The organism is Streptomyces sp. NBC_00370 (assembly GCF_036084755.1).
GTDB lineage: Bacteria > Actinomycetota > Actinomycetes > Streptomycetales > Streptomycetaceae > Streptomyces.
The window spans coordinates 2,069,447-2,080,904 of record NZ_CP107968.1; the positions used below are offsets into that span (position 1 = coordinate 2,069,447).

At 70.4% G+C, this 11,458-nt stretch carries 13 protein-coding genes; 6 read left to right on the plus strand and 7 right to left on the minus strand.

Translation table 11 applies throughout. The annotated features are described in order from the left end of the window. Positions 1-106: 106 nt before the first annotated feature. Positions 107-223, minus strand: a complete 117-nt coding sequence (locus OHS57_RS08925; protein ID WP_277816765.1) for an SGM_5486 family transporter-associated protein — start codon at positions 221-223, stop codon at positions 107-109. A 4-nt stretch (positions 224-227) separates the two neighbouring features. Further along, positions 228-1,526 (minus strand): CynX/NimT family MFS transporter, encoded by a 1,299-nt coding sequence (locus OHS57_RS08930; RefSeq protein WP_328581576.1) that lies wholly within the window; start codon positions 1,524-1,526, stop codon positions 228-230. A gap of 78 nt (positions 1,527-1,604) precedes the next feature. On the opposite strand from OHS57_RS08930, the gene OHS57_RS08935 reads away from it, so the two are divergent. Further along, positions 1,605-2,279 (plus strand): FadR/GntR family transcriptional regulator, encoded by a 675-nt coding sequence (locus OHS57_RS08935; RefSeq protein ID WP_041991092.1) that lies wholly within the window; start codon positions 1,605-1,607, stop codon positions 2,277-2,279. Here the strand turns inward: OHS57_RS08935 and OHS57_RS08940 are convergent. The 3 genes from OHS57_RS08940 to fabG form a co-directional block, all read right to left on the minus strand. After that, on the minus strand, positions 2,254-2,721 hold the full coding sequence (locus OHS57_RS08940; RefSeq protein ID WP_328581577.1) for a hypothetical protein: 468 nt from the start codon (positions 2,719-2,721) through the stop codon (positions 2,254-2,256). The genes OHS57_RS08935 and OHS57_RS08940 overlap by 26 nt on opposite strands. Before the next feature lie 202 nt (positions 2,722-2,923). Then, positions 2,924-3,691, minus strand: a complete 768-nt coding sequence (fabI, locus tag OHS57_RS08945) for an enoyl-ACP reductase FabI (protein WP_041991090.1) — start codon at positions 3,689-3,691, stop codon at positions 2,924-2,926. 4 nt (positions 3,692-3,695) lie between these two features. Beyond that, positions 3,696-4,415 (minus strand): 3-oxoacyl-[acyl-carrier-protein] reductase, encoded by a 720-nt coding sequence (gene fabG, locus OHS57_RS08950; RefSeq protein ID WP_041991088.1) that lies wholly within the window; start codon positions 4,413-4,415, stop codon positions 3,696-3,698. 237 nt (positions 4,416-4,652) lie between these two features. On the opposite strand from fabG, the gene OHS57_RS08955 reads away from it, so the two are divergent. The 3 genes from OHS57_RS08955 (at position 4,653) to tyrS (ending at position 8,944) form a co-directional block, all read left to right on the plus strand. Then, the gene (locus OHS57_RS08955; RefSeq protein ID WP_328581578.1) at positions 4,653-6,176 is read left to right on the plus strand and encodes a TldD/PmbA family protein; all 1,524 of its coding nucleotides are present in this window, start codon (positions 4,653-4,655) and stop codon (positions 6,174-6,176) included. Beyond that, positions 6,173-7,576, plus strand: coding sequence for a metallopeptidase TldD-related protein (locus OHS57_RS08960; protein ID WP_041991084.1), 1,404 nt, complete (start codon positions 6,173-6,175; stop codon positions 7,574-7,576). The genes OHS57_RS08955 and OHS57_RS08960 overlap by 4 nt, the downstream gene beginning before the upstream one ends. Positions 7,577-7,666: 90 nt before the next feature. Then, the gene (gene tyrS, locus OHS57_RS08965; RefSeq protein WP_041991082.1) at positions 7,667-8,944 is read left to right on the plus strand and encodes a tyrosine--tRNA ligase; all 1,278 of its coding nucleotides are present in this window, start codon (positions 7,667-7,669) and stop codon (positions 8,942-8,944) included. A gap of 50 nt (positions 8,945-8,994) precedes the next feature. On the opposite strand, the gene OHS57_RS08970 is transcribed toward tyrS, so the two are convergent. Beyond that, a complete protein-coding gene (locus OHS57_RS08970; protein WP_041991080.1) occupies positions 8,995-9,273 on the minus strand; it encodes a GlsB/YeaQ/YmgE family stress response membrane protein in 279 nt (92 codons plus the stop codon). A 202-nt stretch (positions 9,274-9,475) separates the two neighbouring features. On the opposite strand from OHS57_RS08970, the gene OHS57_RS08975 reads away from it, so the two are divergent. Next, positions 9,476-9,835 carry a DUF3099 domain-containing protein gene (locus OHS57_RS08975; protein ID WP_041991078.1) on the plus strand — a complete coding sequence of 120 codons (360 nt, stop codon included), beginning with the start codon at positions 9,476-9,478 and terminating at the stop codon, positions 9,833-9,835. A 268-nt stretch (positions 9,836-10,103) separates the two neighbouring features. Then, positions 10,104-10,328: a hypothetical protein gene (locus OHS57_RS08980; protein ID WP_041991076.1), complete on the plus strand. Its 225-nt coding sequence runs from the start codon at positions 10,104-10,106 to the stop codon at positions 10,326-10,328. On the opposite strand, the gene moaA is transcribed toward OHS57_RS08980, so the two are convergent. Beyond that, the gene (gene moaA, locus OHS57_RS08985; protein ID WP_041991074.1) at positions 10,311-11,300 is read right to left on the minus strand and encodes a GTP 3',8-cyclase MoaA; all 990 of its coding nucleotides are present in this window, start codon (positions 11,298-11,300) and stop codon (positions 10,311-10,313) included. The two genes, OHS57_RS08980 and moaA, sit on opposite strands and share 18 nt — an antisense overlap. Positions 11,301-11,458 lie beyond the last annotated feature (158 nt).

The window sequence follows — 11,458 nt, forward strand, 5'->3', positions numbered from 1 at the left end:
TTCGACAGCGGCGCGCCCCTTCGGCTCACTCGCCACGTGATCGGGGCGGGCCCGGGACGAACAGTGAACCCCTGGGCGCCCCGGAGGCGAACCGAGCCCCAAAAAATCAGGGCGACGCCAGGGTGGCGATGATGGCGATGACGACCATGATGCCGATGATCGTGCCGAACACGATGAGCAGCTTCTGCTGGCCGTTCTGGGGATTCGGGTCGAGGACTGGCATGCGCTCAGTCTCGCACCCGCGATTCGTCCTCGATCGTCCGGTCCCGCCCAGCCACCACACCCGCCGCCATCTGCGGCACCAGCAGCGCCGCCATCAGCGTGAGCGGCAGCCCCCAGCCGCCGCTGTGCTGGTAGAGGACTCCGACCAGCAGCGGGCCCGGGATCGAGATCAGGTAGCCGGTGCTCTGGACGAACGCGGAGAGGCGTACGACACCGGCGCCGGACCGCGACCGCATGCCGATCATGGTCAGGGCCAGCGGGAACGAGCAGTTCGAGACGCCCAGCAGTACCGCCCACAGCCAGGCGCCGCCGACCGGGGCCACGTACAGGCCGCCGATGGCGATCAGACCGCAGACGCCGAGGGCCACCACGATCGGGCCCTGCTGCTTCATCCGGGTGGCCAGCCGGGGGATCACGAAGGCCAGCGGCACGCCCATCACCATGATCACGGCGAGCAGCAGACCCGAGGTACCGGCCGAGATGCCCGCGTCGCGGAAGCGCTGCGGCATCCAGCCCATGGTGATGTAGGCGCCGGTGGCCTGCAGTCCGAAGAAGCAGGCCATCGCCCAGGCGGTGGGGCTGCGGGTGAGGCTCGGTACGGGGGTGGCGTCCGCCGTGCTCTCCGGCCGCGCGGCCGGTGCGACGGCTGCGGTGCGGTCCCGTACGAGGAAGAGCCAGGGCAGTACGGCCACGACGGCGGGGACGACCCAGATGCCGAGCCCGGTGCGCCAGCCGCCGCCGAGGGCTTCGGCCATGGGCACGGTCGCCGCCGCGGCGAGGGCGGTGCCGAGGGCGACGGCCATCGAGTAGAGACCGGTCATGGTGCCGACGCGGTCGGGGAAGTACCGCTTGACGATCACCGGCATGAGTACGTTGCTGACGGCGATCCCCATCAGCGCGAGCGCGCTGGCCGCGAGGAAGGCCGCCGTGCCGCCGGCGAAGGGGCGGATCACCAGGCCCGCCGTGATGGCCAGCATCCCGGCGCAGACGACGGCGCCGGGGCCGAAGCGCCTGGCGAGGCGGGGCGCGGCGAAGCCGAAGAGGGCGAAGCAGGCGGGCGGTACGGAGGTGAGGACACCGGCGACGCTGCCGCTCATGTGCAGCCCGTCGCGTACGTCTTCGAGCAGCGCGCCGAGGCTGGTGATGGCCGGGCGAAGGTTGAGCGCGGCGAGGAAGAGGCCGACGACGACGAGCCTGGTCAGCCATACCGAGGCGGCCGGGGCGTGCGGCGCGGGGACATCACTCGCCCGGTCGGTCCGGTGGGTCGGGGGCCGGGTCTCGTCGGTCGTTATCTCGTCGGGCATGCGGCCATCATAGAATCATGGGATGATTGGTTGTCCAATCCCGTGCGAGACTTTCCCGTCATCGAGGCAAGGAGCACCATGGCGCTGACCTCTCCCCGGCGTTCCGCACTCTCCGACCAGGTCATCACGGAGCTGCGGAACCAGATCACGTCGGGCGAATGGCCGGTGGGCTCCCGTATCCCCACCGAGCCCGAGCTGGTCGAGCAGCTCGGGGTGGCCCGGAACACCGTCCGGGAGGCGGTGCGCGCACTCGCCCACAACGGACTGCTGGACATCCGGCAGGGTTCGGGGACCTATGTGGCGGCCACCAGCGAGCTGGCGGGGGTGATGCACCGCAGGTTCGCCGGCGCCGATCCGCGCCATGTCGCCGAGCTGCGCTCCACGCTGGAGGCGTCAGCGGCGAGGCTGGCCGCCGAGCGCCGTACGGAGCGGGATCTGCGGCAGCTGGACGCCCTGCTGGCGCGCCGGGAGGAGGTGTGGGCCGCCGGGGACGCCGAGCAGTTCGTCGCGGCCGACACGTCCCTGCATCTGGCGGTGGTGGCGGCTTCCCACAACGACGTGCTGAGCGCGCTCTACGCGGACCTGGGCGATCTCGTACGCAGCGCGCTGCGGGACGACGTGGGGCAGGTGCTGCGGGCCGAGGACCTGCTGGACCACGCGCGGCTGGTCGAGGCGATCCACGCGGGTGATGTGGAGACGGCGGGGCGCGAGGCGGCGGGGCACGCCTTCAGCTGTCTGCGTGAGCGTGTCTGACGGGCTTGCCCGGCTTGCCGGCCTTACGGGGCTTTCCGGTCTTGCCGGGCTTCCCCGGTCCGACCGGTTCATGACTGACCCACGCCGAGCGGATCTCCTTCCAGCACCGGTCGGTGAGCTGGACGTACCCGGCGGCGCCGATCGTGACGGGCGCGCTGTCCGCGTCGATGTCCCACCAGCGGGCGCATTCGACGTGCAGGCTCACCCGGTCGGTCTCCGGGTACGGGTTGTGGCAGTAGGCGACGGCGTGCGAGCCGTGGATCTGGGTGCGGCAGCTGGCCCGGTACCTCTCGTGGTCCGGCCGGTCCGCCGCCGGGGCCGCGGCAGGGCCCGAGGCGGCGGTGGGCGCCGTGGCGTGCCGCACCTCGGAGGAGACGGCGAATCCGGCGGTGATCAGGGCGGCCGTGGTGAGAGCCGCGGTACGTCGGCGTAGCGCACGCATGCTCGGACCTCCTCCCCCGCGATGCCCGGAACGACGGAACCCGGAACGACCCGGCCCGAAATGATCCGGTTCGTTCAGTGTGCGGGGAATCCGTGCGCTTTTCGACTCGGACGGACACGGTCCGTGACATACGGAAGCCGGGTGACCGTCCCGTGGGACGGTCACCCGGCCTGAGTGCGCGGGGTTTCCTGCGGGTGCGGGGTCAGGCACCCATCATGTGGACGCCGCCGTCGACGTGCACGATCTCGCCCGTGGTCTTCGGGAAGAAGTCCGACAGCAGCGCGACGATGCCGCGTCCGGCCGGCTCCGGGTCGGCCATGTCCCACGCCAGCGGGGAGCGGTGGTTCCACACGTCGGCCAGCTCGCCGAAGCCCGGGATGGACTTGGCGGCCATGGAGCCGATCGGTCCCGCCGAGATCAGGTTGCAGCGGATGTCCCGCTCGCCGAGGTCGCGGGCGAGGTAGCGGGAGGTGGCCTCCAGCGCCGCCTTGGCCGGGCCCATCCAGTCGTACTGCGGCCAGGCGTACTGCGCGTCGAAGGTCAGTCCCACGACCGAGCCGCCCGCGCTCATCAGCGGCAGGCACGCCATGGTGAGCGACTTCAGCGAGAACGCGGAGACGTGCATCGCCGTGGCGACCGACTCGAACGGCGTGTTGAGGAAGTTCCCGCCGAGGGCGTCCTGCGGGGCGAAGCCGATGGAGTGCACGACGCCGTCCAGCGAACCGAGTTCGTCCCTGACGAGTCCCGCCAGCCGCTCCAGGTGCTCGGCGTTGGTCACGTCCAGCTCGATGACCTTGGCGGGCTTCGGCAGCTTCTTGGCGATGCGCTCGGTGAGCGTCGGCCGCGGGAAGGCCGTCAGGATGACGTCGGCACCCTGCTCCTGGGCCACTTTGGCGGCGTGGAAGGCGATGGAGGACTCCATCAGCACACCCGTGATGAGGATGCGCTTTCCGTCGAGAATTCCGCTCATGTGATCAGTGACCCATGCCCAATCCGCCGTCAACGGGAATGACGGCTCCAGTGATGTACGAGGCGTCGTCGGAGGCGAGGAACCGCACCGTCGCGGCGATCTCCTCCGGCTGCGCGTAGCGGCCGAGCGGCACCTGCGAGACGATGCCCGCCCGCTGCTCGTCGCTGAGCACCTTCGTCATGTCGGTGTCGACGAAGCCCGGCGACACGACGTTGAAGGTGATGTTGCGCGAACCCAGCTCGCGGGCGAGCGAGCGGGCGAAACCGACGAGACCGGCCTTGGAGGCGGCGTAGTTGGCCTGCCCGGCCGAGCCGAGCAGCCCCACGACGGACGAGATCAGGACGACCCGGCCCTTCTTGGCCCGCAGCATCGCGCGGTTGGCGCGCTTGACGACGCGGAAGGTGCCGGTGAGGTTCGTGTCGAGGACGGAGGTGAAGTCCTCCTCACTCATCCGCATCAGCAACTGGTCCTTCGTGATACCGGCGTTGGCCACCAGCACCTCGACGGGACCGTGCTTCTCCTCGATCTCTTTGTATGCCTGCTCCACCTGTTCGGCGTCGGTGATGTCGCAACGTACGGGCAGGCAGCCCGACTTCACGAGCTCGGCCGACGGTTCGCCGGTGCGGTACGTGACGGCGACCTTGTCGCCGTTGTCGGCGAAGGCGCGGGCGATGGCGAGGCCGATGCCCCGGTTTCCTCCGGTGACGAGAACCGAGCGGCTCAACGGATCACCCTTTCCTCGGCGGTCTGTACAGCGAAAACCTATCGCTACCGGCCTGCGGGAGAGGAATCGGCACCGACAGGCCCTCGGTACGGTCCCTGTTGGTTTCCTACAGATGCCGCACCCGGCCGAGTTCACCGTACGGACCGGAATCCTGCTTCGTACGGGCCGCCTCGCGTGATTCACTGCCGGATACGTGTCCCCGGGACGAGACCCGGGGCGTGCGAAGGAGAGGCCGCAGTGCCCCATGAGGTAGATCAGTCGTTTCTGGCCCTGCCGCTGAGGGCGCTGGCCGACGCGGCGCTCGCCAGGGCCCGTGCGCTCGGCGCCGACCACGCCGACTTCCGGTTCGAGCGGGTACGCAGCGCCGCCTGGCGGCTGCGGGACGCCAAGCCGGCCGGTTCGGCGGACTCGACGGACGTCGGGTACGCGGTCCGTGTCGTGCACGGCGGCGCCTGGGGGTTCGCCTCCGGTGTCGACCTGTCGATGGACGCGGCGGCCCGGGTGGCCGGCCAGGCGGTGGCGATGGCGAAGCTGTCGGCGAAGGTGATCGCGGCGGCGGGTTCCGACGAGCGGGTGGAGCTGGCGGACGAGCCGGTGCACGCCGAGAAGACGTGGGTGTCGGCGTACGACATCGATCCGTTCACGGTGCCCGACGAGGACAAGAGCGGGCTGCTCGCCGAGTGGAGCGCCCGGCTGCTGCGCGCCGACGGCGTCACGCATGTGGACGCCTCGCTGCTGACCGTGCACGAGAACAAGTTCTACGCGGACACCGCGGGCACCGTCACGACGCAGCAGCGGGTGCGGCTGCATCCGCAGCTCACGGCGGTCGCCGTGGACGAGAAGAGCGGCGAGTTCGACTCGATGCGCACCATCGCCCCGCCGGTCGGCAGGGGCTGGGAGTATCTGACCGGGACGGGCTGGGACTGGGACGGCGAGCTGGAGCGCATCCCGGGACTGCTCGCCGAGAAGATGCGCGCGCCGAGCGTCGAGGCGGGGACGTACGACCTTGTCGTCGACCCGTCCAACCTGTGGCTGACGATCCATGAGTCGATCGGTCACGCCACCGAGCTGGACCGGGCGCTGGGCTACGAAGCGGCCTACGCGGGCACCTCGTTCGCCACCTTCGACCAGCTGGGGAAGCTGGCGTACGGCTCGTCGGTGATGAATGTGACGGGCGACAGGACCGCCGAGCACGGGCTCGCCACGATCGGGTACGACGACGAGGGCGTCGAGGGCCAGTCGTGGGACCTGGTGAAGGACGGCACGCTCGTCGGGTACCAGCTGGACCGCAGGATCGCGAAGCTCACCGGCTTCGACCGCTCCAACGGCTGCGCGTACGCCGACTCCCCCGGCCATGTGCCGGTGCAGCGGATGGCGAACGTGTCGCTGGCGGCCGATCCGGGCGGGCTCGGCACGGACGATCTGATCGGCGGGGTCGAGCGCGGGATCTATGTGGTCGGTGACCGTTCGTGGTCCATCGACATGCAGCGCTACAACTTCCAGTTCACCGGGCAGCGGTTCTTCCGCATCGAGAACGGCAAGCTGGCGGGCCAGCTGCGCGACGTGGCCTACCAGGCGATGACCACCGACTTCTGGGGCTCGATGGAGGCGGTCGGCGGACCGCAGACGTATGTCCTCGGCGGTGCCTTCAACTGCGGCAAGGCCCAGCCGGGCCAGGTGGCCGCGGTCTCGCACGGCTGCCCCTCGGCGCTGTTCCGCGGCGTGAACATCCTCAACACCACGCAGGAGGCAGGGCGATGAAGGCAGCCACGAGCGGCGTCAGCAAGCCGCACGAGATCGTCGAGCGCGCTCTCGGCCTGTCGACGGCCGACGGGTGTGTGGTCATCGCCGAGGAGCACTCGTCGGCCAACCTCCGCTGGGCGGGCAACGCGCTCACCACCAACGGGGTCACCCGCGGCCGTACGCTCACCGTCATCGCGACCGTGGACGGCGCCGAGGGCACCGCCTCCGGTGTCGTCTCGCGCTCCGCGGTGACCGCCGACGACCTGGAGCCGCTGGTACGGGCCGCCGAGGCGGCGGCGCGCGGCGCGGGTCCCGCCGAGGACGCCACCCCGCTCGTCGCCGCGGGAGAGGCCTCGGGCGACTTCACGGACGCGCCCGTCGAGACGACGTCAGCGGTCTTCGCCGACTTCGCGCCCGCCCTCGGCGAGGCCTTCGCGCGGGCCCGCGCGGGCGGCCGTGAGCTGTACGGCTTCGCCAACCACGAGCTGTCGTCGGCCTACCTCGGTACGTCGACGGGCGTACGGCTACGGCACGACCAGCCCAACGGCACGCTGGAGCTGAACGCCAAGTCGCCCGACCGCACCCGCTCCGCCTGGGCGGGCCGCGCCACCCGCGACTTCAAGGACGTCGACCCGGGAGCGCTCGACGCCGAGCTGGCCAAGCGGCTGGCCTGGGCCGAGCGGAAGATCGACCTGCCGGCGGGCCGGTACGAGACGCTGCTGCCGCCGACCGCCGTGGCCGACCTGCTGATCTACCAGCTCTGGTCGGCCGCCGCGCGCGACGCGGTCGAGGGCCGTACGGTCTTCTCCCGCCCCGGCGGCGGCACCCGCGTCGGGGAGACGCTCTCCGAGCTGCCGCTGACACTGCGCAGCGACCCGGACGAGCCCGGCCTGGAGTCGGCGCCGTTCGTGCTGGCGCACGCCTCGGGCGACGACGCCTCGGTCTTCGACAACGGTCTGCCGCTGTCGGCGACGGACTGGGTCAAGGACGGCCGTCTGGAACACCTGGTCACCACCCGGCACAGCGCGGCGCTGACCGGGCTGCCCGTGGCGCCCGGCATCGGCAATCTGGTGCTGGACGGCGGCGGTGAGCGCTCGCTGGACGAGATGGTCGCCGCCACGGAGCGCGGGCTGCTGCTGACGTGCCTGTGGTACATCCGCGAGGTCGATCCGGCGACGCTGCTGCTGACCGGGCTGACCAGGGACGGGGTGTATCTCGTCGAGAACGGCGAGGTCGTCGGCGAGGTGAACAACTTCCGGTTCAACGAGTCGCCGGTCGGTCTGCTGTCGCGGGCCACCGAGGCGGGCCGTACCGAGAAGACGCTGCCGCGTGAATGGGGGGACTACTTCACCCGGGCGGCGATGCCCGCCCTGCGGATCCCCGATTTCAACATGAGCTCGGTCAGCCAGGGGGTGTGACCCCAATACACTGGACGTCGGCGCGCCCTTCGCGCCGCCGGTAGGCATCGCTCCATCGCTTCGGCACTCACCAGAGGAGACACGAGACCCGTGACGGACATCGTCGACGAGCTTCAGTGGCGCGGCCTGATCGCCGTATCCACTGACGAGGACGCGTTGCGCAAGGCGTTCGCGGACGGCCCCGTCACGGTCTATTGCGGTTTCGACCCCACGGCGCCGAGCCTGCATCTGGGCAACCTGGTGCAGATCCTCACCATCCGGCGGCTCCAGCAGGCGGGCCACCGCCCGCTGGCGCTGGTGGGCGGGGCGACCGGGCTGATCGGTGACCCCAAGCCCACGGCGGAGCGGACGCTGAACGCGCCCGAGACCGTCGCCGACTGGGTCGAGCGGGTCAAGGGGCAGATCGAGCCGTTCCTCTCGTTCGAGGGTCCCAACGCGGCGACCATGGTGAACAACCTGGACTGGACGTCGGGGCTCTCCGCGATCGAGTTCCTGCGCGACATCGGCAAGTACTTCCGGGTCAACAAGATGATCGCGAAGGAGGCGGTGGCGCGCCGGCTCAACTCCGACCAGGGCATCAGCTACACGGAGTTCAGCTACCAGATCCTCCAGGGCATGGACTTCCTGAAGCTGTTCCAGGAGTACGGCTGCACGATGCAGACCGGCGGCAGCGACCAGTGGGGCAATCTGACGGCCGGTATCGACCTGATCCACCGGGTCGAGGGCGCTTCGGCACACGCGCTGGCCACTCCGCTGATCACCAAGGCGGACGGCACGAAGTTCGGCAAGACCGAGGGCGGCGCCATCTGGCTCGACCCGGAGATGACGACGCCGTACGCCTTCTACCAGTTCTGGCTGAACGCCGACGACCGGGACATCTCCAAGTTCCTGCGGATCTTCAGCTTCGCCTCGCGCACGGAGATCGAGGAGCTGGAGGAGCTGACCCGGGAGCGCCCGCAGGCGCGCGCAGCGCAGCGGGCGCTGGCCGAGGAGCTGACGACGCTGGTGCACGGCGCCGAGCAGTGCGCCGCCGTGGTGGCCGCCTCCCGTGCGCTGTTCGGGCAGGGGCAGCTCGACGAGCTGGACGACGCGACGCTGAGCGCGGCGCTCTCCGAGGTGCCGAGGGCGACCGTGGCCGAACTCGGCCCGGTGGTGGACCTCTTCACCGAGGTGGGTCTCGCGCCGAGCAAGTCGGCCGCGCGGCGCACCGTCAAGGAGGGCGGGGCGTACGTGAACAACGTGAAGGTGGCGGACGCCGAGGCCGTACCCGACCGTGCGGAGCTGCTGAACGGCCGGTGGCTGGTGCTGCGCAGGGGCAAGAAGAACCTGGCGGCGATCGAGGTACGTGACGAGGTCACGGGCGGCTGACCACGCTGTCCCGCCCGTGACCCCGGGTCCTGTGTCCCTGCCCTCGCGGGTCAGGCGCGCTGTCGCCGGTTGCCTCTGATCGAGTTCCAGATCATGTCGCCGACGAAGACGACGAGGACGGCGCCGATCAGCTGGAGCACGTGCCGGGTCCAGTCGATGCCCTTGGTGTCGGCGACGCCGAACCAGCCTGCGGCCGCGTTGCCGAGAAGGCTGCCGAGGATGCCGAAGACGACGGTCAGCCAGAGCGGGATCCGCTGCTTGCCGGGGATGATCGCCTTGGCGAGCAGACCCAGCACCAGGCCCACGATGATGATCCACAACCAGTTCATGGACGCCCTCCTCAGGCGGCGCGAGTTGCGCACGTCTGGCTCAGTCTGTGGCGCGGGCCGGTACCACGCACGCCGGACGGCGCCGTACGGGTCCGGCCACACCTCCGCCCCACCCTCGTGAACGGGCCCGGCGCGGCGTACCGTGTGGGGCGGGCAGGCCCGGACGGCCGGGGGGCCCGGCAGTGGAATCGGGTGGTGGGTTGTGACGCGGAAGCAGAGCGGCGCCGAGGTCTTCCGGATCACCGGGGCGCGGACGGGGCTCGCCGAGGACGTGCGCGGCAGACAGCGGCGCTATGTGATCTCGATGTCGATCAGGACACTCGCGGTGATCCTGACGGCTGTGTTGTGGAACGTGGAGCGGCCCGTCGCGATCGTCACGCTGGCGCTGGGGCTGCTGCTGCCGTACGTGGCTGTGGTGATCGCCAACGGGGGCCGGGAGAACGCGTCCTCGCTGCCTTCGACCTTCGTGACGGCGCCGACCCGGCCGATGATCGCGCCGGTGGCGGGCCCGGTGGAGCCGAAGCCGGCCGAAGGTGAGGGACCGTCGGCTCCGGTGGTGTGACGCTGGTACGGACCTGATCGCAAGGCCTACGTAAGCTCAGGAAAAGCTCAGATCAATCCCGAAGTTCCGGTGCCGGGCACCCGACTGCCCATGACATACTTCTTAGGCGCTCCGCATCCCCCGTCGGAGCGACGGACCGACGCCGGGCAGCTCCCCCCGTGGCTGCTCGGCGTCGCCATTTCGGGCTGTGGGGCACGGCATCTAGGGTTGAGGTGTGACCTCCCCAGACTCCTCCGATCCACTCGGTTTCTTCGGTCCCCGCCCTGACATGACGGGCGACGGGGCCCCGGTGTGCTCGGCCAAGGGCTGCCGCGCCGCCGCCGTGTGGGTGCTCGCCTGGAACAACCCCAAGCTGCACACTCCCGAGCGCCGCAAGACCTGGCTGGCCTGCGACGAACACCGCGAGCATCTGTCGTCGTTCCTCGGGGTGCGCGGCTTCCTCAAGGACGTCGTCACCCTGCGGGAGTGGGAGGAGTCAGCCGCCGATCGCTGACATCGGCCGCGCCGGCTGGAGGAACGCGGGGTCGTCGAGGCCCGAGCCGGCCTTCTTGCCCCACATGGCCTGCTTCCAAAGCGCCGCCACGTCCTCGTCGGGCGCGTCCGAGCGGAGCGCGGCGCGCAGATCGGTCTCCTCACTGGCGAACAGGCAGTTACGGACCTGGCCGTCGGCGGTGAGCCGGGTGCGGTCGCAGGCGGCGCAGAACGGGCGGGTGACGGAGCCGATGACACCGACGCGGTGCGGTCCGCCGTCCACGATCCAGCGCTCGGCCGGCGCGGCGCCCCGGGTCTCCTGGCTCTCCGGCGTCAGGGTGAAGCGCTCGCTCAGTGAGCGCAGGATGTCGCCGGCCGTGATCATGCCGTCCCGCTTCCAGCCGTGCTGGGCGTCGAGCGGCATCTGTTCGATGAAGCGCAGCTCGTAGCTGTTCTCGACGGCCCAGGCGAGCAGCTCGGGGGCCTCGTCGTCGTTGAGCCCCGGCATCAGGACCGTGTTGATCTTGATGGGGTTCAGCCCGGCCCGCTGAGCGGCTTCGAGCCCGGCCAGTACGTCCGCGTGCCGGTCACGGCGGGTGAGGGTCTTGAAGACGTCGGGCCGCAGTGTGTCGAGCGAGACGTTGACCCGGTCGAGCCCGGCGGCCTTGAGGGCGGGGGCGGTACGGGCCAGGGCTATCCCGTTGGTGGTCAGCGACATCCGGGGGCGCGGCTCCAGCGCGGCGCAGCGCTCCACGATGCCGGCGAGGCCGGGCCTGAGCAGCGGCTCGCCGCCGGTGAAGCGGACCTCGGTGATGCCGAGGGTGGTCACGGCGATCGTGATCAGCCGGACGATCTCGTCGTCACTCAGCAGATCGGACTTGCCGAGCCATTGCAGGCCCTCCTCGGGCATGCAGTACGTACACCGCAGATTGCAGCGGTCGGTGAGCGAGACGCGCAGGTCGGTGGCCACGCGGCCATAGGTGTCGATGAGCATGGCGGCCTCCCTCCCATTTCGGTGACCTTCCAATGGATCAGGTCACTTTCGAGACTACGTCAGTGCACCGACATCGCTCTTGCCCCGCTTGCCACAAGGAACGGCGCGGCCGTGTCGTAGGTCTCTACGACACGGCCGCGCCGGTGGGCTGTTTCCGC

Coding starts and splice junctions, on each gene's coding strand:
- OHS57_RS08925 (WP_277816765.1), bottom strand. CDS start 223: ATGCCAGTCCTCGACCCGAATCCCCAGAACGGCCAGCAGAAGCTGCTC.
- OHS57_RS08930 (WP_328581576.1), bottom strand. CDS start 1,526: ATGCCCGACGAGATAACGACCGACGAGACCCGGCCCCCGACCCACCGG.
- OHS57_RS08935 (WP_041991092.1), top strand. CDS start 1,605: ATGGCGCTGACCTCTCCCCGGCGTTCCGCACTCTCCGACCAGGTCATC.
- OHS57_RS08940 (WP_328581577.1), bottom strand. CDS start 2,721: ATGCGTGCGCTACGCCGACGTACCGCGGCTCTCACCACGGCCGCCCTG.
- fabI (WP_041991090.1), bottom strand. CDS start 3,691: ATGAGCGGAATTCTCGACGGAAAGCGCATCCTCATCACGGGTGTGCTG.
- OHS57_RS08960 (WP_041991084.1), top strand. CDS start 6,173: ATGAAGGCAGCCACGAGCGGCGTCAGCAAGCCGCACGAGATCGTCGAG.
- OHS57_RS08970 (WP_041991080.1), bottom strand. CDS start 9,273: ATGAACTGGTTGTGGATCATCATCGTGGGCCTGGTGCTGGGTCTGCTC.
- OHS57_RS08980 (WP_041991076.1), top strand. CDS start 10,104: ATGACGGGCGACGGGGCCCCGGTGTGCTCGGCCAAGGGCTGCCGCGCC.
- moaA (WP_041991074.1), bottom strand. CDS start 11,300: ATGCTCATCGACACCTATGGCCGCGTGGCCACCGACCTGCGCGTCTCG.